Origin of the sequence: Solibacillus sp. FSL W7-1436 (assembly GCF_038007305.1) — a bacterium.
Classification (GTDB): Bacteria; Bacillota; Bacilli; order Bacillales_A; family Planococcaceae; genus Solibacillus.
Map to the genome: position 1 here is coordinate 2,050,463 of NZ_JBBOWV010000001.1, position 25,738 is coordinate 2,076,200.

The window sequence follows — 25,738 nt, forward strand, 5'->3', positions numbered from 1 at the left end:
AACTTAAAACTCTTTAGTAGATAAATTTTAATTAGAAAACAAAATAAATAGATTTAAAAACATTCAGTTTTTAAAATTATTTTAGTAAACAATTTATTACGTAGTTTTACAAAATCCACAACATTCAACCCAGTTACATAACTATGTCACTAATTTCTTGAAGTTAATAAATCTAAAAATCACCTATATTAATATAATAAAATGGTTGTACAATTCACCTATATTGAGGGAATTTAAACTGTAATTTTAAAGCCTTAAAAGCATAAAAATTCTCTTTAGAACAAAAATTCTCTTGAATTTTATTATTCAGACAATTACAATAGGCAATAAGGAAAGCGCTTAACTAAATTTACATAGGAGGTTTCTATAGTTGGAATTAAGATGGGGAATTTTAAGTGCAGCCAATATTGCATTTGAACAAGTTGTACCTGCTATCAGAAAAAGTCCGACATCCAAAGTAGCAGCCATTGCCTCTAAATCAAAACCTAAATTAGAACGTTTTCAAATTCAAACAGCTTATGATTCGTATGACGAGCTATTGGCAGATGAAACACTGGATTCAATCTATATCCCATTACCAAATGAGTTACATGCCAAATATGTGATAAAGGCTTTGGAGGCTGGAAAACATGTATTGGTCGAGAAACCTTTAGCTGTAAATCTTGAACAAGTAGAGGAAGTAATCGCTGCCCAACATGAAACAGAAAAAGTCGTTTTAGAAGCTTTTATGTACCAACATCATGCGCAGCATAGTTTTGTTAAGGCATTTATAGACAAAGGAGAGCTCGGGGAGATAAAGCATATAAAGGCACATTTTTCATGGCAGATTGAAGATGAAAATGATATTCGCTTAAATGCAAATTTAGGCGGTGGAGCTTTGAATGATGTTGGTTGTTATTGTATGCATGTAATTACACAAATTTTAAAGTTTCATCCTAGTCAGATCCAATATATTAAGACTGAAGGACAGGATGTGGACTTGACGGGTGTGTGTACGATGGTTGACCAGCACGGGGTGACAGCTACTTTCACCTGTTCTATGAATATGCCATTTTATGATATGTATGAAATCATAGGTACAAAAGGCAGCGTACGGGTGGAACACAGTTTTAGACCTGATTTATCCTACGACCAAAAAGGCCATATTACGATTTTTGATGAGAATCGTAAAATAATAGAAAAACATAAAATTGAAGATGATCAGTATTTACGTCAAATAGAAGAATTTGAACGCTGTATAAATAATCCGGACATTGCTAAACAATATTTGGAAGCATCCATTCAAAATATGAAATATATACAAAAAGCACATGAATCGTTAAATAATCGAATACTTACTACACTGGAGGAATGAAAGAGATGATTTCTGTAGCATTAATAGGGCTAGGGAGGTTAGGGATTAGCCACGCGGTAAATTTACTGAAAATTAGAAATTTTAACTTAAAAGTCGTTTGTGATAATAAGTTGGAAATTGCTGAAGAAGTTGCAAGGAAGTACGGGATACCTCATTTTACAGAGCGCCCTGAAGATATTTTTGAAGATGAAAGTATACAAGCCGTAGTTATCGTTTCATCTACTACAACTCACTTTGAATTAGTAACAGGTGCTTTAAGAGCAGGTAAAGCTGTCTTCGTTGAGAAACCGCTTACCCTAGATTTAGAGGAATCTTTAAAGATAGAACAAGTACTGGATGAGACTAATGGTTTTTGCCAGATCGGCTTTATGAGACGCTTTGATTTTGACTATATGGAGGCAAAGCGAGCGATAGATGAAGGAGCGATCGGTCAGCCCATATATTTTAAAAGCATAAGCCGGGATCCCTATGCTCCACCTCTATCCTTTATACAACGCAGTGGAGGAATCTTTATTGATTTAATGATACATGACATGGACCTGGCACATTACTTGATGGGGACAACCGTTTCAGAGATTGCTGCTTTCGGCAGTATTATAAAATACCCGGACTTCAGTCAGGCGGGAGATGTGGATCAGGCAATGGCTTTTCTGAAGTTTGAAAACGGTTACATTGGAGATTTAGAAGGAAGCCGAAATGCATTTTACGGCTATGATGTAAGAACAGAAGTCATCGGAACAGAAGGGACGTTGTTAATCGGCAGTAACCGGAAGTCCAATGTTCAGATATTAACAGGCAGCGGAAACCGACATGAAATAATTCCAGTGTTTCAGGAACGCTTTACATCTGCTTATGTCAATGAGTTAAGCGCTTTCGCAAATGCGATTGAACAAGGATTACCTTCATTGGCAACTGTGAGTGATAGTATTCGGGCATTGAAAGTAGCTCTTGCTGCGACCCAGTCTTTTAAACAGAATGGGGTGCTCATTCCAACAAATGCTTAAGGGAGTGACAGGATGATACAACCATTATTAGAAGTAAAACAACTATTCAAAAGTTTCTCGAGTAATCATGTTCTAAAAGGGGTCGATTTTAATGTGAGTCCCGCAGAAGTACATGTATTACTTGGTGAAAACGGCGCGGGAAAATCAACACTGATCAAGATTCTGACAGGGGCCTATTCGTTAGATAAAGGTGAAATTTACTGGGAAGGAAAACCGGTAAAGATTAACACGCCTATTGAAGCAATGGATATTGGGATTGCAACGATTTATCAGGAGTTAAATGTTATCGAGGAATTAACAGTCTATGAAAATATTTTCTTAGGGCGAGAATTGAAAAACAGCAAATTCAGTTTGCTTAACCGCAAACAGATGATTGAAAAAGCAAAGGAATTATTAGTTCGACTCGGTCAAAACCCTCTTTTAGCAACTGAAACATTAGGCAATTTAGGAATGGGTCAGCAGCAACTGGTGGAAATTGCGAAGGCGCTAATTCTGGAAGCTAAACTCATTATTATGGACGAACCGACATCCAGTTTAAGTGGTCGGGAAGTCGAACAGCTCTATAAAATTGTCGATCAGTTGAGAAATGAAGGGATTGCAATTATCTTTATTTCCCACCGCTTGGAAGAAATTCAGCGTTTGGGAGACCGGATTACGATTTTAAGGGATGGTAATTCTATCGATACGGTAGAAGTGGCCACTACGACACCTGACGAATGGATCGAGCTGATGGTAGGACGTTCATTGGATGAAAAGTTCCCTAAGAAAGATTTTGAACGCGGGAAAGTTGGCTTCAGTTTAAGGGACTTTGTTGTAGAGGCAGGTCAAGAACCGATAAATCTGGATGTTCACTACGGTGAAATTGTCGGGATTTCGGGGTTAGTCGGAGCAGGCCGGACTGAATTGGCAAGGGCTATATTTAGTGCTGATAAACGGGTTGCCGGAAAAATATTTATTAACGGAAAAGAAAAGAAAATTAAAAATCCCCGACAGGCAATTGATGCGGGAATCGCCTTTATTACGGAAGATAGAAAATCGGAAGGACTATTGCTCGACTTGCCGCTGGACTTGAATGTCTGTCTGGCAAATATGAAGAAGTTTACAGGCAGGTCAAGGTTATTGGATTTAAAGGCAATGAAAGAACAGGCAAACAACTATATTCAGGATTTGCAGGTAAGACCGAATAACATTGAATTGAATGCCCGGCATTTCAGCGGCGGGAATCAGCAGAAAGTTGTTATCGCCAAGTGGCTTTGTACAAATGCCGATATATTTATCTTTGATGAACCGACAAGAGGAATTGACGTTGGTGCAAAAGTTGAAGTATATCGTCTGATGAATACATTGGTCGATGAAGGCAAAGTTGTAATTATGATTTCGTCGGATCTGCCGGAAATCCTGGGAATGTGTGATCGTGTATTAGTAATGAATACAGGAAAGATTACAGCGGATTTACCAATTGCAGAAGCTACGCAAGAACAAATAATGAAAGCGGCTACAATCGGCTTATAAAGGGGGAAACTGTAATGGAAAAACTAACGGAAATAGGCGGGGAAATTAGTGTTGAAGCTGAGAAAAGCAAGTTTAACTACAAAGGTGTATTAGGTAAATTCGGATCTTTACTGGCGCTCATTCTTTTAATGATTGTCCTGACAACATTGTCGGATAAATTTTTAACAGTAAATAACTTAATGAATATTGCAAGACAGTCAACAGTAAATGCATTACTTGCACTAGGAATGCTGCTGCCAATTTTAACGGCAGGGATCGACTTGTCTGTAGGTTCTATCTTAGCTATTTCGATTATGTCAATGGGGTTAGTTTCGGTCACGATGGGAATGCATCCTATTTTAGGGATTCTGGTTTGTTTACTTGTTGGTGCCGGATTTGGGCTTTTAAATGGTGTGCTGTTAACGAAGCTGCGTCTGCCACACCCGTTCATCTCAACGCTGGGAACGATGAATATTGCAAGAGGACTGGCATTAATTATTACTGGTGCAGCCCCAATTGCAGGTTTCCCGTTTTTAATTCAGTACTTCGGCAGTGAATACGTGGGTCCAATCCCAGTAAGTTTTGTAGTAGTAATCATTTTCTATTGTCTGTTCCATGTCTTCTTAACAAGATCACAAACCGGACGATACATTTATGCGATCGGCGGCAATAAGGAAGCGGCGAGACTTTCAGGAATTAATGTCGACCGGGTGTTAATTATTGTTTATACATTAAGTGGTTTAATGGCCGGATTAGCCGGATTAATGATGGTAGGACGTGTCAATTCCGCCTTCCCATTAGCTGGGTCTGGCTATGAGTTGGATGCGATTGCAGCTGTAATTATTGGAGGAGCAAGTTTCTTCGGCGGTGTCGGAACAGTATGGGGAACTTTAGTAGGGGTATTTATCATTGCAGTATTAAGGAACGGTTTAAATTTACTGAATGTATCCGCAGATTTCCAGATGGCTGTTATCGGTATTGTAATCATCGCTGCAGTATTTGTTGATGTACTTCGTCAACGTAAATCAAAATCATCTTAAAAAAAGGGAGAGTTACTATGAAAAAATTCAGTTGGCTATTACTTATCGTATTGGTTGTCGGTGTTCTTACAGCTTGTGGGTCAGATGAAACATCAGGTGAAGTTCAAGGGGCTTCAGGTTCAAGCTCGGATGCCAGTGTAGCAGTAGTTTTGAAAACATTATCAAGTCCTTATTGGAAATATGTTGAGGCTGGTGCAAAGAAAGCGGGTCAGGAATTGGGTGTGGATGTAACTGTAGTTGGTCCATCTTCTGAAGCAGAAGTATTGGAACAAGTAAATATGCTGGAAGACCAAATCAGTCAAAACCCAAGTGCCATTTTATTATCTCCAACACAGCCGGATACAATTATTAATGTAGTAAAAGATGCGTCAAGAAATGATATTCCTGTATTATTAATTGATACAGATGCTGATTTTGATGGTAAGGTTACATTTATCGGCACAGATAATTATACGGCAGGTTTTGAAGGCGGAACGGCATTGGCAGCAATGCTGACAAAGGGAGACAAAGTGGCATTGATTTCAGGAGCGTTAGGGAATCCTTCCACAGATGACCGCATTAAAGGTGCTAAAGAGGCATTACAGGAAGCCGGTATGGAGATTGTAGCTGAGCAACCTGCTAATTCTGATAAATCAGAAGCGATGTCCGTAATGGAAAATATTCTTGAGAAACATGGGGATATCAAAGCTGTATTTGCAGCAAATGATGACATGGCATTAGGCGTTTTACGTGCTGTACAAGCAAAAAAACTTGATGTGAAGATATTTGGTACCGATGGAACGGAAGAAGCTGTACAATCAATATTAGATGGCGGCTTAACAGGTACAGTCGCTCAAAGTCCATACAATATGGGTTATGAAGGAGTATCAAATGCAATAAAAGCAATCAACGGCGAAAAGATTGAAGAGCGTATTGATTCAGGGATTGAAATTGTAACAGCAGATTCAGCCCAGGAGTTTATGGACTTCCTAAAATCAATTTCAAAGTAAGTAAAGGGTGTGTTAGCGATGGGAAGTACAATTTATGACGTAGCAAAAGAGGCGGGTGTTTCGATCGCCACTGTTTCTAAAGTAGTAAATGGTACAGGCCGGATTAGTGAGAAAACAATTAAGCATGTGAATGAAGTAATGAGGAGGCTGAATTACCAGCCTAGTACAATAGCTTCTGCCTTAACTAGCAAGAGAACCTATACATTAGGCATCATTGTGCCAAATATAGCAAATCCGTTCTTTGGAGAAGTTACCAGAATTATTGAAAAATATGCACATGAGTCAGGCTATACGATGATGGTTTGCAGTACCTACAATGAAATCGAACGTGAGATTCAGAATATTCAACTTTTGCTGCGACAACAAGTAGACGGCATGATTATTGCTACCGAGCAGATTTCAAATGAAGTATTGATGGAATTAAACATAAGAAATGTGCCGATTGTAAAGTTTTCAGCTTTTAATGATTCTGAAAAGATGCTCAGTATTTCAACTGACAACTATAAAGGCGGTCAAAAGGCAGCTGCATATTTATATGAAAATGGACACCGTGATATTTGGATTATAGGTGAAAAGAGCAGGCATAGTGAGCAACAAAGGATTGCCGGTTTTAGAGCTTATTTTGATCAAATGGGACATGAATTGGATGATTCTGTAGTCTTTCATTCGGATACAGAGTATGAAGATGCAATTGAAATGGTAAAGCAATTATTAAAGCAGGATAATCTTCCTTCGGCAATATTTGTAACGACGGATATTGTGGCAGTTATCTTGATGAACATTGCGCAGCAAATGGGCATCCGTGTTCCTGAAGATCTCTCGGTTATCGGATTTGATAATACAATTTTTGCACAGCTTTATCACCCGCAGCTGACTACCATTGCGCAGCCAGTAAACGAAATGGGATGTTTAGCGGTTGAATCCTTGATAAATACAATTGAAGAAAAGATTACATCACCTTTTCAGTTAACTTATTTTGAACCTAAATTAATTGAACGTGCTACGGTGAAAAAACTGGAGGTTAAAACAGTATGATAACAGTGGGAGTTATTGGAGCGGGTAGAATAGGGCAGTTACATGTCAACAATTTAAAGCGTATTCCCGGTATCCGGATAAAGGCGATTGCCGATGTTCAGAAAGACTTGATTAGTCAATGGGCAAAAACTAATGGGATTGATGTGGTCACGGATAATCCATTAGATATTATCAATGATTCAGAGATTGATGCAGTACTAATCTGCAGTCCAACTACTACACATGCCGACCTGATTAAACAGGCGGCAATGGCCAAAAAGCATATTTTTTGTGAAAAGCCGATCAGCTTTTCCGCGCAGGAAACAAAGGAAGCTTTACAGGTAGTAGAAGAGCAAGGGGTTATATTACAAGTAGGATTTAATCGACGTTTTGATCAGAACTTTAGAACAGTAAGAGACAAAGTTGAACGTGGCGAAATCGGTCGAGTGCATACATTAAGGATTACTTCCCGTGATCCACATCCGCCGCCGATTGATTATATTAAGACTTCAGGTGGGCTGTTTATGGATATGATGATTCATGATTTTGATATGGCCCGTTATATTGTTCAGTCTGAAATTGTCGAAGTATTTGTTAAAGGTACTACATTGATTGATGAGCAAATTGCGGAATGCGGTGATATTGATACTGCAATGGTGCTGTTGACGTTTGAAAATGGTGCAATTGGCATCATTGAAAACAGTCGTAAATCTGCCTATGGATACGATCAGCGTTTAGAAGTTTTTGGGGCGGATGGAGCACTGAATGTGGAAAATAACCGTCCGAATAATGTAACAAAGCTAACGGTAAACGGTATTGAAGCGGAAAAACCATACCATTTCTTTTTGGAACGTTATTCACAAGCATATATCGATGAAATGCTGGAATTTTACAGAACAATTATGATGGGGCTTCCTGTTGTTTGCAGTGGACAGGATGGATATGCAGCCGAGCTTATTGCCGAAGCTTGCAAAGAATCTTTACAGTTTGGGAAAGCGGTTTCTCTGAGAGGAAGTGAAGAGCATGTTACCAATAAATAAAACAACTGATCTTGTGGCAATCGGCCGGGCATGCATAGATCTGAATGCCAATGAGATTCATAGACCGATGGAGCAGACGATGACATTTACAAAATATGTAGGCGGTTCACCGGCTAATATTGCTATTGGATTAGCAAGATTAGGAATGAAAGTTGGTTTTATAGGTAAATTGGCAAATGATCAAATGGGACGCTTCATCCATCAGTACTTTGTTGAAGAAGGCATTGATACAAAAGGTATTGTAACCGATCACACAGGTGCTGTAACCGGACTTGCTTTTACGGAAATTATCAGTCCAAGCGAATGCAGCATTTTAATGTACCGTGATAATGTGGCAGATTTACTATTAAATTCATCAGAAGTAAATGAAGAGCTGATTGCGCAAAGTAAATGGTTACTTGTATCGGGTACAGCGTTAGCAAAAAGCCCTTCGCGTGAGGCGGTCTTTGTAGCACTGGATTATGCAAAAAAATATGATACGAAAGTCGTCTTTGATTTAGATTACCGCCCATATACTTGGGAATCTGATAGAGAAACGGCTGTCTATTATAATTTAGTAGCTGAAAAGTGTCATTTAATCATAGGAACACGTGAAGAATTCGATATGATGGAAGCTTTATTACAGGAAAGTCATGAGGATGAAGTGACAGCACAGAAGTGGTTTGATTATAGTGCGGATGTTGTCATTATTAAGCATGGCGGTAAAGGCTCCATTGCTTATAGCAAAGACGGAGAGAAAGTGCAAAGCGGGATTTATGAGACAGCTGTTTTAAAGACATTTGGGGCAGGGGATTCTTATGCTTCGGCGTTTCTGTACCAGTATTTACAAGGTGGTTCGTTGGAGGACAGCATGAAATATGGAAGTGCTTCAGCATCGATTGTAATCTCAAAACATAGCTGCTCTGATGCGATGCCGACATTAGAGGAATTGGAAAGTAAAATAATGCAAGGAACATATATCAAATAAAACTAGGGGGCATTTACATGCAAATTTCACAGAATATTCAACAAATTGGTAACTATATTAACGGTGAGTGGGTTGCGCCAAAAAGTGATCGGTACGAAGATGTATTCAATCCTGCGACAGGAGAAGTAATTGCGCGTGTAGCACTTTCATCAAAAGAGGATGTGGAACTGGCTGTTTCAACAGCAGAAATCGCATTTGAAAAATGGTCAAGAACGCCAGTACCAAAACGTGCACGTGTATTATTTAAATATCAGCAATTATTAGTGGAAAACTGGGAAGAGTTAGCGAAACTAGTAACATTGGAAAACGGTAAATCGTATTCTGAAGCATATGGTGAAGTACAGCGCGGAATTGAATGTGTTGAGTTTGCGGCTGGAGCCCCAACATTAATGATGGGATCACAATTACCGGATATCGCTTCTAATATTGAATCAGGCATGTACCGCTACCCAATCGGAGTTGTCGGTGGAATTACACCATTCAATTTCCCGATGATGGTTCCTTGCTGGATGTTTCCATTAGCAATTGCTTGCGGTAATTCATTCGTTTTAAAACCTTCGGAGCGTACACCATTATTAGCAAGCCGCTTAGCGGAACTGTTAAAAGAAGCTGGATTACCAGACGGTGTTTTCACAATTTTAAACGGTGCGCATGATGTAGTGAACGGTTTACTGGAACATAAATCAGTAAAAGCAATTTCATTCGTAGGATCTCAGCCGGTTGCAGAATATGTATACAAAACTGGGGCAGCAAATTTAAAACGCGTGCAAGCATTGGCAGGTGCTAAGAATCACTCCGTAGTATTAAAGGATGCAAATCTTGATTTCGCAGCAAATGAAATTACAAATGCTGCATTCGGTTCTGCAGGTGAACGTTGTATGGCAGCCGCGGTTGTTGCGGTAGAAGAAAGTATTGCGGATGAATTTGTAGCGAAATTAAAAGAAAAAGCAGATACGATCAAAATTGGGAACGGAATTGAAGACGGTGTGTTTTTAGGACCAATTATTCGTGAGCAGGCTAAAGAGCGTACACTTGGATTTATTGAATCAGGTATCGCTCAAGGTGCAACAGTTGTAAGAGATGGACGCGAAGACAAAGAAGCGGCAGGAGAAGGTTACTTCTTGGGACCAACAATTTTTGATCATGTTGGGCAAGAGATGGACATTTGGAAAGAAGAAATTTTTGCCCCTGTATTATCGATTGTTCGAGTGAAGGACCTGGCTCATGCAATTGAAGTAGCGAATGCGAGTACATTAGCCAATGGAGCATGCTTATATACAAATAGTGCATTAGCTATTCGCGAGTTCCGTGAAAAAATCGATGCAGGTATGTTAGGAATCAATGTAGGAGTACCAGCACCAATGGCATTCTTCCCGTTCTCTGGATATAAAAATTCATTCTATGGAGACTTACATGCGAATGGTAAAGACGGCGTAGAATTTTATACACGTAAAAAGATGGTGACAGCAAGATTTATAGATTAATGAGGTGAAGATAAATGGAAACAATTCGTTTAACCACTGCACAAGCGGTCGTCAAATTTCTGAACGCACAGTATATTTCATTTGAACAAAAGGAGCAACGGTTCGTCCATGGTATTTTCACGATATTTGGACACGGCAATGTGCTTGGCTTAGGCCAGGCACTTGCTGAAGATCCGGGAGAATTGGTAGTTTACCAAGGTCGTAATGAGCAAGGCATGGCGCATGTTGCGACAGGATTTGCAAAGCAGGCATTACGTAAACAGATAATGGCATGTACTTCATCTGTTGGTCCGGGAGCGGCTAACATGGTCACAGCTGCAGCAACAGCGACAGCAAATCAAATTCCGTTATTGCTTTTACCGGGTGATGTCTTTGCAACAAGACAGCCAGATCCAGTCCTGCAGCAAATTGAACAGACCTATGATTTATCGATTTCAACAAATGATGCATTTAGGGCTGTAAGTAAATACTGGGATCGCGTAACACGTCCCGAGCAGCTGATGTCGGCAATGATCAATGCGTTTCGAGTATTGACATCGGTTGAAGATACAGGGGCAGTAACGATTTGTTTACCCCAGGATGTACAAGCAGAAGCATGGGATTTTCCGGCAAGCTTCTTTGAAAAACGCGTTCATGTAATAGACCAGCGCATACCAGCGCAACATCAATTGGAGCAAATCGCTGAAATGATCCGTCAAAGCAAAAAACCGCTAATCATTGCTGGGGGCGGTGTCCGGTATGCAGAGGCTGGTAACGAACTATTGGCTTTTGCAAAGGCACATCAAATTCCGGTAGCTGAAACACAGGCTGGAAAAAGCGCCATTGTCTCATCGGAACGTTTGAATGTAGGTGGAATTGGCGTTACAGGAAACAGTGTAGCCAATACCCTTGCAAAAGAAGCGGATCTAATTATAGGAATCGGTACACGTTTTACCGATTTTACAACTGGCTCTAAATCCCTTGTAGGTCAAACACCACTTATCGCGATTAATGCTTCACCATTCCATGCACAAAAACTGGATGCGATTCCGCTCATTGCAGATGCGAAACTGGCGATCAAGGAGCTCGGGCAACTATTAGAAGGATATACCGCCCAGCATGAGCAGCTTGATATTTATAAAGAGCAATGGGAGCAAGAGCTGAAGCGTTTAAAGAATAAGACATATCAGATTGGCGGACAGCTAGAGATTGCAGGTCAGTTGGATGAACAAGTACCGGATTATATCGACACACTGCAGACAACTATGACTCAGACGAGTGCTTTTATGCTGATCAATGAAAAAGTAGAGAAAGATGCGATTGTCGTAGGCGCAGCCGGTAGTTTACCCGGAGATATGCAACGTTTATGGAAAAGCAATGCCCCAAATACGTATCATATGGAATACGGCTATTCTTGTATGGGATATGAAGTCGCTGCAGCACTTGGTGCGAAAATTTCCAGCCCTGAACAGGAAGTATATGCAATGGTTGGAGATGGCAGTTTTCAAATGTTACATTCAGAATTTGTAACCTCCCTGCAGGAACAGAAAAAAATCAATATTTTACTATTTGATAATGCCGGGTTTGGCTGTATTAACAATCTGCAAATGGGTAATGGTATGCCGAGCTATAAAACAGAGTTTCGCTACCGTGAAGGAAATGATCATCAAGGGGCTGTTATGGCGATTGATTATGCAAAAATTGCAGAAGGCTATGGGGCTAAAACATTTACGGTACACACGTTGGAACAGCTGGAAAAGGCAATAGCAGAAAGCAGGAAAAGCAATGTCAGCACGCTGATTGATATAAAAGTGCTGCCTAAAACAATGTCCGATGGTTATGACTCATGGTGGCATGTTGGAATAGCGGAAGTAACAAAGTCGGAAAGTATTAAGCAAGCCTACGAAAATAATGTGCAACAAAAATTAAAGGCAAGAAGTTACTAGGAGGGTAGTAGATGATTGAATTGGGTATTGCGCCAATTGGTTGGACAAATGATGATTTACCTGAGCTGGGCGGCCATATTACATTTGAACAGTGTATCAGCGAAATGTCGTTAGCGGGATTTAAAGGGTGTGAAGTCGGCAACAAATTTCCGCGTGATCCGGAAGAGTTGCGGCATTATTTAATACCACGCAATTTGCAAGTGGCGGCAGCTTGGTTTAGCAGCTATTTAACAACAAAGCCGTATGAAGAAACGGCACAGGCATTTATAGAACACCGCGATTTTTTGCATGCGATGGGTGCAAAAGTAATTGTTGTATCTGAGCAGGGCCATAGCATTCAGGGAAATCCAACAATTGCAGTCACTGCAAACCAGCCTGTATTTACAGATAATGAGTGGAATTTTTTGATCGATGGATTGGAGAAGCTTGGAGATTTAGCTGCTGAAAAAGGCATGAAAATTGCCTACCATCCCCACATGGGTACAGGTATCCAGACAAATAGGGATATAGCACGCTTAATGGATCATTCAGATTCTCAAAAGGTATCGCTGCTTTATGATTGCGGTCATTTATATTTTGCGCGCGAGGACATTTATGAAGTATTGGGCAAATATATGGACCGGATTGTGCACATCCATTTAAAAGACGTACGTGAAGAAATACTGGTACAGGTGGAGGAGCAGGAACTAAGCTTCTTGGAGGCAGTAAAAGCAGGGGTCTTCACAATCCCCGGAGATGGAAAGATAGATTTTACCCCGATTTTCGACATGATTAAGCAAAGCGATTATTCCGGATGGATTATTGTGGAGGCGGAGCAAGACCCGGCTAAGGCGAATCCGCTGATCTATGCTAAAAATGCAAGACAGTTTATCCATGAACACGCAGGATGGTAGGTGAAGAATAGATGACACTTGTAACAGTAAAAGAGCTGACAGACAAGGCTTATCAAAATGGCTATGCAATTGGCGCATTTAGTGTAGCTTCTACAGAAATGATTAATGGTGCCATTCAGGCAGCAGAACGTACTAATGCCCCAATTATTCTGCAAATTGCAGAAGTGCGGTTAAAGCAAACCCCTCTTCATATTATAGGACCTGCCATGGTACAAGCAGCGAAAGAGGCAGCTGTCCCAGTAGCGGTACATCTTGATCATGGATTATCTGAGTCTGTAATAAAGCAGGCACTGGATTTAGGCTTTACTTCCGTGATGTTTGACGGCTCAATGTTTCCTATTGAAGAGAATATCGCCAAGTCACAAAAAATTTCTCGAATCGCTCGCCAATATTCAGCATCATTTGAAGCGGAGATTGGTAAAGTGGGCGGTTCAGAAGATGGTACAGAAGATATTGAAGCACAATTAACGGCTCTTCATGAAGCGAAGCTGTTTCTTAACCAAGTAGATGTAGATGTACTAGCTGTTGCAATCGGCAATAGTCACGGATTTTATAAAAGTACTACACAAATTCGTTTTGACCATTTGGAAGTATTACAACAGGCTTTGCAGTATCCGTTTGTACTACATGGTGGTTCAGGATTGACGGAGCAAGATTTTCATGTAGCAATTGCACAAGGTGTTGCAAAAGTTAATGTAGCAACATCCACATTTCATGCGGCCTTACAGAAAGTAAAGGAACTTGAACCAATGCAAGACTATTACGAGTTACATAATGCTTTAATAGATGGTTCTGCAGAAAATGTGGAAAAGCATATCCATATGTTCAGAAGTGCCGGGAGGGTTCAGTATGTATAAAAAATTAACACAGGATTTTGGATACATCACCATAACAGAAAGGTCCAATCCAGATTCCTTGATGGATATTGGAATTTACCATTTAAAAGCAGGGGAATCGATTACATTGCAGGATGAAATATGCGAGATGGCTGTATTGCCTTTAGAAGCACATGTTGAACTTCAGTGGGAAACGCAACAAATAACTGTAAAACGGCAAAGTTTGTTTGATGAAGAACCCCATTGTCTCCATGTGAGTAAAGATACAATTGTCATTATGAATGCAATTGAAGACAGTCAAGTACTTGTACAAAAAACCGATAATGCATCGAAGTTTGATGCGTACCTCTATAAACCTGAGGAATGCCAGAGCGAGGATGCAGGGGCAGATGTCTGGAATGATACAGCATTCCGAACAATTCGGACAATTTTTGATTACACGAACGCGCCATATTCCAATCTTGTAATAGGTGAAGTAATTTCTCATCCTGGAAAATGGTCCAGCTATCCGCCACATGTACATCAACAACCGGAAGTATATTATTATCGCTTTGACCGACCACAAGGATTCGGTTGTGCGATGGTCGGCGAAGAGGCTTACAGAATAGAGGATCATAGTTATATTACTATACCAGGTAACTTAGACCATCCTCAATCGACAGCACCGGGTTATGCAATGTATTTTTGTTGGATGATTCGTCATTTGGATAACAAACCTTGGACTGAAAGAATATTCGTAGATGAGCATAAATGGTTGTTGGAAGAACAACCATCTATTTGGCCAAACCATAAAAAATAAAACCGAACAAAAACAAGCTCTCGATCAATTGGCAAGATGATCTTGAGCTTGTTTGTTTTTATGGATACATTTAACCAGTCACCAACGGACAGCTTTCATCAGCCGCCCACTCATTCAACGATCCATCATATACTGACACATTTTCCTGTCCTAGTTTATTGAGTAATAATGCGTTCCATGTCGCAGCAATTCCACCGCCGCAATAAGTAATCACCTTTTTATTTGGATCAAGTGCCCCTAACTTATCAAAGGTAGCACGTAATGTAGCATCATCGTTCAGTAAACGTGTTTCCGGATTTGAATGGGATCCGAAGAACGCATGCTTGCTTCCCGGGATATGACCAGGGCGCGGGTATGTTGTTGTTTCACCTCTGAAATCTGCCTCCGACAAACTATTGATTAATACTGTATTTTCATCCCCTAAAGCTGCTTTTACCTCTTCTTTTGATACGATCAGATGCTCGCGGCGTTCTCCCGGGAATGGCGCAGGCTCATAGTTTGAGATTCCTGATTCAGTTGGACGGCCATCAAGCTTCCACTTGCGGAATCCGCCGTCAAGTACGGCTACATTATCAAAGCCTTCATATTTTAACTGCCAGCGTAAACGTGCCGACCAGTCGGATGCTAGTATATCGACATTTACTAATGGGCCGCGGTCATAGATCACTACATATGTCTCCTCAGTAATACCTAAAGGTTCCACAGCTTTCAAAAATTGCTCTCTTGTGGCAATTGTAAAAGGTACCTTTCCTTCAGGGTTAGTGAAGTCTTTCAGTAAATCAGCATAAGCCGCTCCGGGAATATGCTCTTCTTTATAAGCTTCGAATCCGGACCAGAGCTCTGGAAACCCTTCTCCCTCAGGAATTTTTAAGAATGTTGATGCATCGATTAAGCATAGGTTCGGATCTTCCAGTCTAGCCTCCAACCAGTCACCATCCACTATATAAGGGATATTTTTCATCAATATCAAGCTCCTTTGCGCAATTAAAACTGAATAGTTTTTTATAAATATTACCTTATCATAAATATTTAGTTAATTCTAACTAATGAGTTTTTTTGGTCATAGATATTTATACTCAAAAAAACAAATTTAACATAAATTTACATAGTTTTTAACGTCAATCTGTTAGAATTATTTTGTTAATAGAAATATAGTAAGGAAAATTCTACTATATTTTCCGTTGAAGGAATTCCAAAATCGGAGTGGAGGTATTTTTATAATTATGAGTAAAAGGCAATCTTCGAATTATTTTAAAGCAATAACAGCAATGGCAGTTGCTGCATCAGCAGTTGTGGTAGTAGCACCTACTGTATCAGAAGCAAGCAGTTTTAGTGATGTGAAACCATCTCATCAATTTTACGATGCAATTCAAAGTTTAAGTGAACGAGGCATTATTAACGGTTTTCAAGATGGTACTTTTAAGCCGGGGCAAAATCTGACACGAGGACAAGCAGCAAAAATTATTGCGGGTGTTCTGCAGTTGGATACAAAGAATGTAATGAATCCTAATTTTAAAGATATTCCTGTCTCTCACCAGTATTATGGAGCGATTGCTGCCTTAAAACAGGCAGGAATTATCGATGGCTATGAAGATGGGACATTCCGCCAAGGGGCAAATATCCAGCGTAATCACGTAGCAAAAATTATTGCCAACGCATTAAATTTAAAAGCTGAAAATGTTGATTCCCTTCCTTTCACGGATGTGCGTACAGATTATAAGGAAGCAATAGCTGCTTTATTTGAAAATAATGTTACAACGGGTAAGACGGCTACATTATTTGATGGCTCTTCCAATGTAACACGTGGACAAATGGCTGCATTTATCACACGCGCGGAAGCAGTAGCAAACCAAACGCCACAACCAGCTCAAAGTATAAAATTTAAAGTTGAAGATTATACAGCATCAGGAATTGTTATTGATGGGTCTACTTATTCTTTCGATTCTTCTATATCTTCTATCTTTAAGGAGACAAATAAAACTGCTTTAACGGGTGCTGTAATTACAGCAACTGTTGAAAATGGAGTCTTGACTAAAATTAATAATGTAACATTAAGTAAATCCGGGACAGCTGAATCTCCTGTCGTGTTTGATTCAACGGCAACAATCGGTTCATTAATAATTAATGCTGATTATGTTTCGGTAAAAAATATATCCTTAACAGGTAATGCAACAGTTACTTCAGCTGTAATGTCAGAGGTGAAATTTGAAGATGCAAAAATTACAGGTGATTTAATTATTGATAATCAAGTCGGTTCAACCGCTTCAATCGACAAGAACTTTGCTAATGATGGAAAAGCAGGTCCAAAAATAAAAATGAAAAATTCGCGTGCTGGAAAAGTACATGTAAAGCGTAACGATATCTCGATTGAATCAGACGCAGAAATTCCTGAGATTACAGTAGCGGCAACGGTGACATTAATCAATATTGATGGTACTTTCACTAAGGTTACCGTAGAATCATCAACAAAACTTGATGTTCAAGGGAATGCCAACATTGGTCAATTATTATTAACAACCGCAGTGGATTTGGCTTTAAAAGTTAAAGGGTCTATTACGACGTTGACAGTCAATAATGCAACTGCCCAAATTACGGTAGATGTAGGATTAAAAATTAATGAATTGTCGATTCCGGCAGGATCATCTGCGGCAAAAATCATTAATAACTATAATGCAATTGCTTCACAAATAGCTACGGTTATTGTCGGGAATGTGCCAAGTACACCTGCACCAAATCCGGGAACACCGGACACGGATGGAGGAAGCGATACACCGAATCCTCCGGTGAATGGCAATAAGCTGGATGTAAAGAATTTAACAGAACTGAATGAAGCGTTAAAAACAGCCAAAAAAGGTGAAACAATCAAATTATTGGCTTCAATAACAGGTGACATTAATCTGACGACTCTTGTAAATCTTGATTTTAATGGTCATACGTTAAACGGGAATGTAACAATTACAGATTCTGCAGCTACAGGGACGTATTCATTGGCACCAACTGGTGGAGCAGGAACGATTACAGGCAACCTCGTAATTAATGCGCCTAATGTAAATATCAATATTGATGGAATAACAGTAGAAGGCGAAACAGTAATAAATTAAACCGAATTTTATACAGGACAAGCTAAAAAATAATAAGGAGCTAAACTAATGAAAAATAGTGGATTCAATTTCGTTTCCAAAATCGCTTTATCATTTTTACTTGTAATTTCTATGATTCTGCCTCACTTTGCAGTTGTGAAAGCTGAGACAACAGATGCTCTTAGCGTTGGGGAAGCAATCATTCAGTTTGATCCGACTTTGAAAAAATCGGGTGTTACAGTCGAGGGATATATAGTAGGGTTTGCGAAAAGTGAAACCTCTTATACGGTAGTAGCGAATGGTGATACAAATATTGCAATAGCGGATACTCCGGGGGAAACCGATGTTACAAAAATGCTATATATCCAATTACCCGTCTCATTCAGATCCGAATTTAATTTGCAAACAAATCCAAGTAATCTTGGGAAAAGAATAGTAGTAACAGGTTCACTGGAAAAATACTTTGGAAATCATGCAGGATTAAAAGAACCATCATTCATCAATTTTGTTGAGAATGGCTCAACTGAACCAACTAATCCAACTGACCCTTCAGTAATCGAAACAACAATTGCTGAAGCACGTGAAGCTGCTGGAACGGAACAGACAGTTCAAATTCAGGGAACTGTTACGACAAAACCTGGCAACTGGGGAGGCAAAGCCTTCTATGTACAGGATGAATCTGCCGGAGTTTATGTTTACTTAAGTTCTTCGGCAACAGTTGAGTTATCAGCAGGGGATATCGTAAAAATCACAGGGAAAACAAGTGTTTACAGCGGGGAAGTACAGTTCAATTCACCGACAGTTGACCTAGTATCTCCAGGAACAGTACCGTCACCTCAAACATTGGAATTGCCGATTGAGGGCGACAATAAACAAGGTGAATTAGTAACACTTGAAAATGTAACAATTAAAGAGCTGAGATCGACTGATAATTATGGCACGTTCGAATTTAAAGCAGTGGATGCTGCAAACAATGAACTGGTAGTGCGCCATGATAATCGTACAGGCTATGCTTTTTCGAATTTTGTAGAGGATGGTTACAACAATAATGATGTTGTGACAGTAACAGGAATTGCATCAATTTTTAACGGAACATACCAGTTAAAAACACTAGGCGCGGAAAGCTTCCAATTAGTCTCAAACTACGAACCTACACAAGCAGCAACTGTCAAAGCTTCTCCTGCAGCCGGTGAAGTTTTTGAAGGAACAAAAGTAACACTGTCAACGGATACAACAGATGCAACGATTTATTACACAACGGATGGTTCTGATCCGACGACAGAAAGTACAGTTTATAATGCATCATCAAACATTGTAATTAATGAAGCAATGACGATCAAAGCATTCGCAACAGCAGAAGGTCTGGATGATAGTGAAGTGGCAACATTTGCCTACACGATCAAAGCCGCACCAACAGCGATTTCGATTGATGAAGCGCGCAATAAAGCAAACGGCGATGAAGTTACCGTTTCGGGTATTGTCACAGCAAAACTGGAAACAGCGACAGCGCATATCCAGGATGAAACAGGTGCAGCGATCGCCATTTACCCTGCGGACAGCCTTTCAGCAAATGTGGGTGACTTTGTTACCGTTCAAGGGAAAGTTGATGAATACGGCGGACTTAAACAACTGGCGAATATTACAGTTGTCAGTTCATCAAAAGCGGTGTTACCAGAGCCACAAATTATCACAAGTGACGGTATAGCAGAAGACAATGAGTCGCGATTAGTAACTTTGAAAGATGTAGCGATTACAGGTTCAGGCCAAAACTTTACGGGGACAGATGGAGCCGGTACATTTGCAATCTATGATAAGTTAAGAGATTCAGGCTTAGAAAGCGGCAAAACGTACGGGGAAATTACCGGTATTGTTGGTCAGTATACAAACCATCAGTTACTACCAATCCGTATTATTGAAGATACGACGAAAGTCCAGGATATCCAAGCTTCACATTCAGGTTTCGTAACTGCCGGCACGGAAGTAACGCTTTCTACAATTACAGAAGGTGCGAAAATTTATTACACAACGGATGGGTCACTGCCGACGACAGAAAGTACGGAATATACAGGTGCTATTACTGTCAATGACGATATGACGATTAAAGCAATCGGAGTTAAAGACGGCTTAACGGGCAGTGCACTTGCAATATTCGTTTATGAAATCATTAATCTGGACGATGCAACGATCAGCGTGATTCAAGGGGCAGGTCATACTTCTCCATATGCAGGGTTACAAGTGAACGATGTAGATGGAATTGTAACATTTGTAATTGATGGTTCAAACTTCATTATGCAGGAAAATACACCGTTCAATGGTTTGAAATCAACTGCGATTAAAGTGAACAAATCATCACATGGTGTAGCGGTAGGAGATACGGTGGAAGTAACAGGTACTGTAACGGAAGCAGGCGGAAATACGCGTTTAAAAGATACACAGATTGCAGCCGTAACAGTTGTAAAAACAGGTACAGATACTGTTCCTGAAGCACTTGTGATCGGTGAGGATTTAAACCCGCCGAACAAAATAATCGATAATGACAGTTTTGCAAGTTTTGACCCGCAGGAAGACGGAATCGATTTCTGGGAATCAATCGAATATATGCTTGTGTCATTCCCTGATGCAAGAGTAGTAGGACCGATGTATAGCAATGATTCACCAATCGTCGTTCCGAGTACAACAAATAATACGTTTAATGCCAATGGTGGTCTGAATATTGCTGCCGATGATTACAATCCTGAAAAGATAATGCTTGAAGGAGTATCAGCGAAAAACTATGAATCAGGCGATCAATTTAATGAGGCACTGATCGGATTTGTGGAAAACTTCTCTGACGGATACCGCCTGAATACGAATAAAGTATTCCCGGAAGTAACAAAAGCAAATATTCAGCAGGAAGTAACACATCTTGAACCAGTAGCGGACAAGCTGAATCTGGCATCTTATAATATCGAAAACTTCTCGAATAATACGGATAATACATCCGACGAAAAAGCAGCAAAAATCGCTTCAACGTTTGTGAATAATATGAAGTCACCTGATATTATTACATTGGTGGAAGTGCAGGATAATGATGGACAAACCGATTCAGGAAATGCCGATGCATCAGAAAGCTATTTGCGGTTAATTAATGAAATTAAATTAGCGGGTGGTCCTCAGTATGACTGGACTGATGTGACACCGATCAATAATACTAGCGGTGGCGCACCTGGCGGAAATATCCGTGTAGGTTACTTGTACAATCCGGAACGCGTTTCACTTGTTGAAGGAACAAATGGAACAGGCGATCAGGCGAATGCATGGACAGAAGAAGGCAGCCTTACACTGAACCCAGGTTATGTGAATCCTTCAAAGTTTGAAGATACACGTAAACCGATTGCGGCAGAATTTGAATTCCAGGAAGAACGCATTGTTGTTATTGGTGCACATTTAAATTCTAAAGGTGGAGATGATTCATTATGGGGTCTGACACAGCCACCGATTTTAGGATCTGAAGCTGAGCGTATTAAGCTTGCACAAGTAATCAACGACTTTATTGATGAAGGACTTGCAAAAGATCCGGACATCAACATTGTCGTAGCGGGTGATATGAATGACTTTGAATTCACACCGGCTCTTGAAGCATTAAAAGGTGACGTATTAACAAATATGGTGGACAAGGCACCTGTGGAAGACCGTTTCAGCTACTACTTCCAAGGGAACAACCAAGTGCTGGACCATATTTTAGTTTCAAACAATCTGGCAGATGTAACGGAAATTGATATGATTCATATTAATGCGAACTTTACTGAAGCGCAAGGCCGCGCATCTGACCACGATCCGGTATTAGTTCAGATTGATCTGAAGTCTGGTAAAGAAGAAACACCGGAGCCGATCGTGCCGGAAAATGAGTACAATTATAAAAACTATAAAACAGGTAAGCTGATCATGAACCGTACAAGTATTTCTCTTACACTAGGTGAAAATACAGATATTAAAAACGGTATTGCGGTATTCAGTGAGTATGCCGAATTCCACGGGACAGGGTTTGCTGATAAAACTGTAACGATCAGCCCTAAAAAAGGAAATGCGATTATTGATTTTAAAGGAACAAAAATCGAAGAAATCATTATTGAGGGTAATCATGTAAAAGAGATACGTAATCTGCCATCCGATGCGAATATTACGTATACAAAAGGAGCATCACCAGAAACAATCGAATTTAAATAATAGATAACGAGCAGCATCACCAAATCGGGAAATTGATTTGGTGATGCTTTTTTACTATCTTAATACATAAATTCCTAACAAGATTGTCATAAATACGCGGCATAAATTGATATGGAATTAGTCCCGCTATGTTATAATACTAGCAATTATATTAAATCAAATATATCTGCCTATATTTGAACTAGGAGATTGTAATGTTTTCGTTACGAAATTTCATTAAATTAAAATATTTATTCATATCAGTCATTGCCCTCGCCTTTGTACTTTCAACGCTTATCAGTGTTTACAGTAACTACAAAGGGAATTTGAAATTAATGCAGGAACAGACACTGGAAAATAACCGGGTTTATGCGCTGAAATTAGCGGAAACAGTTGATAAATTTATTGTTAATTCAAAAAACACAATGCGTTATAGTGCAGAAGAGCTTGCCTATGACTTTGAAAATATAAACAGATTGCAGGAAGCCGCAAACCGTCTTTATTTAAATGGGGATACATTTAGTTCCGTTCTCATTGTTGATGCGGAAGGAAATATTATGGTGAATGCACCGCAATCTCTCGGTGAAGCAGGAAAGAAAGTTCTCTCCATAAAGGGACTGGAAAACTATGATAAACATGAACCTTTTGTTTCTAATCCGTATACTTCGCCAACAGGTCGGAAAGTAATTGTTATTTCAATGCCTATTTACGATGAATCGGGAGTATTTAAAGGAGTTTTGAGCGGCACCATCTACCTGTATGATTCCAATATTTTTGAATCGATACTAGGTGAGCATCCTTATGAAAATGGTTCTTATGTGTATGTTGTCGATACCCGGGGGAAAATCATTTATCATCCTGAAAAAGAAAGATTAGGGGTAGATGCATCCAATAGCGAGGTAGTTGTTCAATTATTAAAAGAAAAACGAGGTGCGATAGTTGCTGTTAATACGTTTGATCAGCCAATGCTCGCGGGTTATAGCCAAAGTGAAGCAACTCGTTGGGGGATTATAGTCCAAACACCGTATGATGAAGCACTTAGTATGGTAGGGCAACAAGTGGCAAGTGTATTTAAAATCGGTTTGCCTTTCATTATATTCTCTACAATTCTCGTCATTTTATTGGCCCGCCATATTGTTCGTCCACTTGAAAAAATTGCGGATATCTCGGAAAATAGTGTGAAAGATCAAGAGATGAAAAAGCTGAAGGGAATCCATGCCTGGTATTACGAAGTGTATAAAATACAGGAAGCACTCATCCATAGCTTTTCGGTTTTACATGGTAAAGTGAATACTCTGAAAGAAGAAACATCGACAGATTCACTAACTAAACTATTGAACCGCCATGCTTTAGAAAAGAAAATTAAAGTGCTTACAGAGCAGCAAAAAAACTATACGCTCGTCATGTTGGACGTGGACTGGTTTAAATCTATTAATGATACGTATGGGCATATTGCAGGGGATGAAGTACTGCAAATTTTGGCAAGCAAACTAAAAGAATCGTTACAAGAAGATGATTTAGCATGTCGTTACGGGGGAGAAGAATTTATTCTTGTCTTTACAGAAACTACGATTGAAGATGCTTACGAGCGGGTTGAATCGCTTCGGGCAAATGTTCGGCAAATGATCTGTCCTGGAGGAAAACCTCTCACATTTTCGGCGGGTATTGCAAATTCTCAACTACATGGTGAAGAATTAAGAGATATTATTGCAAAAGCGGATGAAGCTTTATATCAAGCGAAAGAAAATGGGCGTAACCGTGTGGAAGTGACACATGCATAACTAGAAAACCCATCTCCCTTTACAAGTAAGAAGAAATATTACTCTACATGGCTTTGCTGTGTAGAGTTTTTATATTTTTGCATAAAAGAATAGTAAAAATTATTCAAATCTACAGATAGGGTTCCAGTTAATTGATAAATGACCAAGGAATGGTATGCTGAAATTAGTATAAATTAAGCAGATTTTAATTAGTTTAATTCTGCTTGGACTTAAATGTTAATCAAAATGTAGAATGCAACAAACTTAAAAATATTTTATTCTTAAGGAGAACTGCATGATTTCATTAAAAAAATATATGAAATTAAAATACTTAATCGTCGCGGTTATTTCCCTTGCCTTTTTACTTTCGGCTATTGTCAGTACGTATAGTAGCTATCAAGGAAATGTGAAATTTATGGAAGAACAGGCATTGGAAAATAACCGTGTATATGCTTTGAAATTATCTGAAACTATTGACCAATTTATCGGTGATACAAACCGGGTTCTGCGTTATAGTGCAGCAGAAATTGGTGAAGACTTTAATAATATGGAAAAGCTGCAACAAGAGGTTAACCGTCTTTATTCGCAGGAAAATACATTTAGTTCCGTCGTTGTTGTAGACGCAAATGCAAATATTTTAGTCAATGCACCGCAAGATCTTGGTCTGGCTGGTAGTAAGATAACATCAAAAGAAGGGCTTGATGTGCTGAAAAGGCGTGCGGCTTATATTACCAATCCTTATATGTCACCGACCGGTCATGAACTCATTGTTCTTTCCATGCCTGTCTATAATAAAGAAGGCATATTTAAAGGGGTTGTGAACGGTACGATCTATTTGCATGACTCGGACATTTTTGAAATGATTTTAGGTCGGCATCCTTATGAAAACGGTTCTTATGTATATGTAGTTGATACAAATGGATTAATCATTTATCATCCGGATAAAGCACGGCTAGGGGAAAACCTCTCCCAGAATGAGGTTGTAAAAGATCTGCTGGAGGAAAAGAGCGGAGCAAAGGAAATTGTCAACTCTCTTGATCAGCGAATGCTTGCCGGGTATAGCTCCACGGAAAGAACACGTTGGGGAATTGTAGTTCAGACACCATATGATGAAGCAATAAATGCTGTGGGAAAACAAGTATCGGATGTTTTTACGCGAGGTTTACCATTTCTTATTCTCTCAACTATTTTCGTTTTTATTCTTGCAACACGTATTGTCCGCCCACTTCAAAGTATGGCGGAAATAGCGGGGAACAGTGCACAGGAGCAGGAGATGAACAAGCTCAAAGACATTCGCGCATGGTATTTTGAAGTTTATAAAATCCGGGAAGCTCTTATTCAAAGCTTTTCAATTTTACATGGACAAGTCAATACACTTAAAAAAGAATCCTCAACAGATCCGTTAACAAAGCTGTTGAATCGCCGAACTTTCGATAAAATGATTCACTTATGGACCGAACAGCAAAAGCCATATACATTAGTAATTTTAGATGTGGATTACTTTAAAAAAGTCAATGATTCTTATGGTCACACTATAGGGGATGAGGTATTACAGTTTATAGCCGGTAAATTAAAAGAAGTTGTTGGTGCAGAAGATTTAGCTTGTCGTTATGGTGGGGAAGAATTTGTACTTCTGCTTTCCGAAGAGACGGTAGGTAACGCCTATAGCCGGATAGAAGCACTCCGGGAGGAAATTTCACGGCTTATTAGTCCAACGGGGGAAGAGATTACATTCTCAGCCGGAATCGCAAATTATCCGTTGCACGGGGATCAGCCAAAAATTATATTGGAAAAAGCGGACGCTGCATTATATGAAGCCAAAAAGAACGGGCGAAACCGTGTGGAAGTGACAAATGCATAAAAAAATTAATCTTTCT

Annotated in this window: 18 protein-coding genes; 17 read left to right on the forward strand and 1 reads right to left on the reverse strand. The window is 39.6% G+C overall.

Features of this window, described 5'->3' with window-relative positions; genetic code table 11:
* Positions 1 to 370 precede the first annotated feature (370 nt).
* Genes MKX73_RS10220 through MKX73_RS10280 form a run of 13 tightly spaced genes read left to right on the forward strand, consistent with a single transcriptional unit; the run spans position 371 to position 14,836 of the window.
* Positions 371 to 1,354 (forward strand): Gfo/Idh/MocA family protein, encoded by a 984-nt coding sequence (locus MKX73_RS10220; protein ID WP_340717335.1) that lies wholly within the window; start codon positions 371 to 373, stop codon positions 1,352 to 1,354.
* Positions 1,355 to 1,359: 5 nt separating this feature from the next.
* Positions 1,360 to 2,358, forward strand: coding sequence for a Gfo/Idh/MocA family oxidoreductase (locus MKX73_RS10225; protein ID WP_340717336.1), 999 nt, complete (start codon positions 1,360 to 1,362; stop codon positions 2,356 to 2,358).
* Positions 2,359 to 2,370: 12 nt separating this feature from the next.
* Positions 2,371 to 3,870 (forward strand): sugar ABC transporter ATP-binding protein, encoded by a 1,500-nt coding sequence (locus MKX73_RS10230; RefSeq protein WP_340717337.1) that lies wholly within the window; start codon positions 2,371 to 2,373, stop codon positions 3,868 to 3,870.
* Positions 3,871 to 3,884: 14 nt separating this feature from the next.
* Positions 3,885 to 4,889 (forward strand): ABC transporter permease, encoded by a 1,005-nt coding sequence (locus MKX73_RS10235; RefSeq protein ID WP_340717338.1) that lies wholly within the window; start codon positions 3,885 to 3,887, stop codon positions 4,887 to 4,889.
* A gap of 17 nt (positions 4,890 to 4,906) precedes the next feature.
* Positions 4,907 to 5,878: a sugar ABC transporter substrate-binding protein gene (locus MKX73_RS10240; protein WP_340717339.1), complete on the forward strand. Its 972-nt coding sequence runs from the start codon at positions 4,907 to 4,909 to the stop codon at positions 5,876 to 5,878.
* An 18-nt stretch (positions 5,879 to 5,896) separates the two neighbouring features.
* Complete coding sequence (locus tag MKX73_RS10245; protein WP_340717340.1) at positions 5,897 to 6,913, forward strand: LacI family DNA-binding transcriptional regulator; 1,017 nt, start codon at positions 5,897 to 5,899, stop codon at positions 6,911 to 6,913.
* Positions 6,910 to 7,932, forward strand: coding sequence for an inositol 2-dehydrogenase (gene iolG / locus MKX73_RS10250; RefSeq protein ID WP_340717341.1), 1,023 nt, complete (start codon positions 6,910 to 6,912; stop codon positions 7,930 to 7,932). The genes MKX73_RS10245 and iolG overlap by 4 nt, the downstream gene beginning before the upstream one ends.
* Positions 7,916 to 8,899, forward strand: coding sequence for a 5-dehydro-2-deoxygluconokinase (iolC, locus tag MKX73_RS10255; RefSeq protein WP_340717342.1), 984 nt, complete (start codon positions 7,916 to 7,918; stop codon positions 8,897 to 8,899). Before iolG ends, iolC begins: the two co-directional genes overlap by 17 nt.
* Positions 8,900 to 8,916: 17 nt before the next feature.
* Positions 8,917 to 10,383 (forward strand): CoA-acylating methylmalonate-semialdehyde dehydrogenase, encoded by a 1,467-nt coding sequence (locus MKX73_RS10260; RefSeq protein ID WP_340717343.1) that lies wholly within the window; start codon positions 8,917 to 8,919, stop codon positions 10,381 to 10,383.
* Positions 10,384 to 10,397: 14 nt separating this feature from the next.
* Positions 10,398 to 12,308: a 3D-(3,5/4)-trihydroxycyclohexane-1,2-dione acylhydrolase (decyclizing) gene (gene iolD, locus MKX73_RS10265; protein WP_340717344.1), complete on the forward strand. Its 1,911-nt coding sequence runs from the start codon at positions 10,398 to 10,400 to the stop codon at positions 12,306 to 12,308.
* 11 nt (positions 12,309 to 12,319) lie between these two features.
* Complete coding sequence (gene iolE, locus MKX73_RS10270; protein ID WP_340717345.1) at positions 12,320 to 13,201, forward strand: myo-inosose-2 dehydratase; 882 nt, start codon at positions 12,320 to 12,322, stop codon at positions 13,199 to 13,201.
* 11 nt (positions 13,202 to 13,212) lie between these two features.
* Positions 13,213 to 14,058: a ketose-bisphosphate aldolase gene (locus MKX73_RS10275; RefSeq protein ID WP_340717346.1), complete on the forward strand. Its 846-nt coding sequence runs from the start codon at positions 13,213 to 13,215 to the stop codon at positions 14,056 to 14,058.
* Positions 14,051 to 14,836 (forward strand): 5-deoxy-glucuronate isomerase, encoded by a 786-nt coding sequence (locus tag MKX73_RS10280; protein WP_340717347.1) that lies wholly within the window; start codon positions 14,051 to 14,053, stop codon positions 14,834 to 14,836. The genes MKX73_RS10275 and MKX73_RS10280 overlap by 8 nt, the downstream gene beginning before the upstream one ends.
* 70 nt (positions 14,837 to 14,906) lie before the next feature.
* On the opposite strand, the gene MKX73_RS10285 is transcribed toward MKX73_RS10280, so the two are convergent.
* Complete coding sequence (locus MKX73_RS10285) at positions 14,907 to 15,797, reverse strand: sulfurtransferase (RefSeq protein ID WP_340718882.1); 891 nt, start codon at positions 15,795 to 15,797, stop codon at positions 14,907 to 14,909.
* A 262-nt stretch (positions 15,798 to 16,059) separates the two neighbouring features.
* Here MKX73_RS10285 and MKX73_RS10290 point away from each other — a divergent pair, with 262 nt between their 5' ends.
* The 4 genes from MKX73_RS10290 (at position 16,060) to MKX73_RS10305 (ending at position 25,722) form a co-directional block, all read left to right on the forward strand.
* Positions 16,060 to 17,937, forward strand: coding sequence for an S-layer homology domain-containing protein (locus MKX73_RS10290; protein ID WP_340717348.1), 1,878 nt, complete (start codon positions 16,060 to 16,062; stop codon positions 17,935 to 17,937).
* Between the two features lie 48 nt (positions 17,938 to 17,985).
* Entirely contained in the window at positions 17,986 to 22,122 is a 4,137-nt protein-coding gene (locus tag MKX73_RS10295; RefSeq protein WP_340717349.1) for a chitobiase/beta-hexosaminidase C-terminal domain-containing protein, read from the forward strand.
* Between the two features lie 194 nt (positions 22,123 to 22,316).
* Positions 22,317 to 23,882, forward strand: a complete 1,566-nt coding sequence (locus MKX73_RS10300; protein WP_340717350.1) for a sensor domain-containing diguanylate cyclase — start codon at positions 22,317 to 22,319, stop codon at positions 23,880 to 23,882.
* 274 nt (positions 23,883 to 24,156) lie between these two features.
* Positions 24,157 to 25,722, forward strand: coding sequence for a sensor domain-containing diguanylate cyclase (locus MKX73_RS10305; RefSeq protein WP_340717351.1), 1,566 nt, complete (start codon positions 24,157 to 24,159; stop codon positions 25,720 to 25,722).
* Positions 25,723 to 25,738 lie beyond the last annotated feature (16 nt).

What these genes read in the sequence shown, in the direction of transcription:
- MKX73_RS10225 (WP_340717336.1), top strand. Translation starts at nt 1,360, where the DNA reads ATGATTTCTGTAGCATTAATAGGGCTAGGGAGGTTAGGGATTAGCCAC.
- MKX73_RS10230 (WP_340717337.1), top strand. Translation starts at nt 2,371, where the DNA reads ATGATACAACCATTATTAGAAGTAAAACAACTATTCAAAAGTTTCTCG.
- MKX73_RS10235 (WP_340717338.1), top strand. Translation starts at nt 3,885, where the DNA reads ATGGAAAAACTAACGGAAATAGGCGGGGAAATTAGTGTTGAAGCTGAG.
- MKX73_RS10240 (WP_340717339.1), top strand. Translation starts at nt 4,907, where the DNA reads ATGAAAAAATTCAGTTGGCTATTACTTATCGTATTGGTTGTCGGTGTT.
- MKX73_RS10245 (WP_340717340.1), top strand. Translation starts at nt 5,897, where the DNA reads ATGGGAAGTACAATTTATGACGTAGCAAAAGAGGCGGGTGTTTCGATC.
- iolG (WP_340717341.1), top strand. Translation starts at nt 6,910, where the DNA reads ATGATAACAGTGGGAGTTATTGGAGCGGGTAGAATAGGGCAGTTACAT.
- iolC (WP_340717342.1), top strand. Translation starts at nt 7,916, where the DNA reads ATGTTACCAATAAATAAAACAACTGATCTTGTGGCAATCGGCCGGGCA.
- MKX73_RS10260 (WP_340717343.1), top strand. Translation starts at nt 8,917, where the DNA reads ATGCAAATTTCACAGAATATTCAACAAATTGGTAACTATATTAACGGT.
- iolD (WP_340717344.1), top strand. Translation starts at nt 10,398, where the DNA reads ATGGAAACAATTCGTTTAACCACTGCACAAGCGGTCGTCAAATTTCTG.
- iolE (WP_340717345.1), top strand. Translation starts at nt 12,320, where the DNA reads ATGATTGAATTGGGTATTGCGCCAATTGGTTGGACAAATGATGATTTA.
- MKX73_RS10275 (WP_340717346.1), top strand. Translation starts at nt 13,213, where the DNA reads ATGACACTTGTAACAGTAAAAGAGCTGACAGACAAGGCTTATCAAAAT.
- MKX73_RS10280 (WP_340717347.1), top strand. Translation starts at nt 14,051, where the DNA reads ATGTATAAAAAATTAACACAGGATTTTGGATACATCACCATAACAGAA.
- MKX73_RS10285 (WP_340718882.1), bottom strand. Translation starts at nt 15,797, where the DNA reads ATGAAAAATATCCCTTATATAGTGGATGGTGACTGGTTGGAGGCTAGA.
- MKX73_RS10290 (WP_340717348.1), top strand. Translation starts at nt 16,060, where the DNA reads ATGAGTAAAAGGCAATCTTCGAATTATTTTAAAGCAATAACAGCAATG.
- MKX73_RS10295 (WP_340717349.1), top strand. Translation starts at nt 17,986, where the DNA reads ATGAAAAATAGTGGATTCAATTTCGTTTCCAAAATCGCTTTATCATTT.
- MKX73_RS10300 (WP_340717350.1), top strand. Translation starts at nt 22,317, where the DNA reads ATGTTTTCGTTACGAAATTTCATTAAATTAAAATATTTATTCATATCA.
- MKX73_RS10305 (WP_340717351.1), top strand. Translation starts at nt 24,157, where the DNA reads ATGATTTCATTAAAAAAATATATGAAATTAAAATACTTAATCGTCGCG.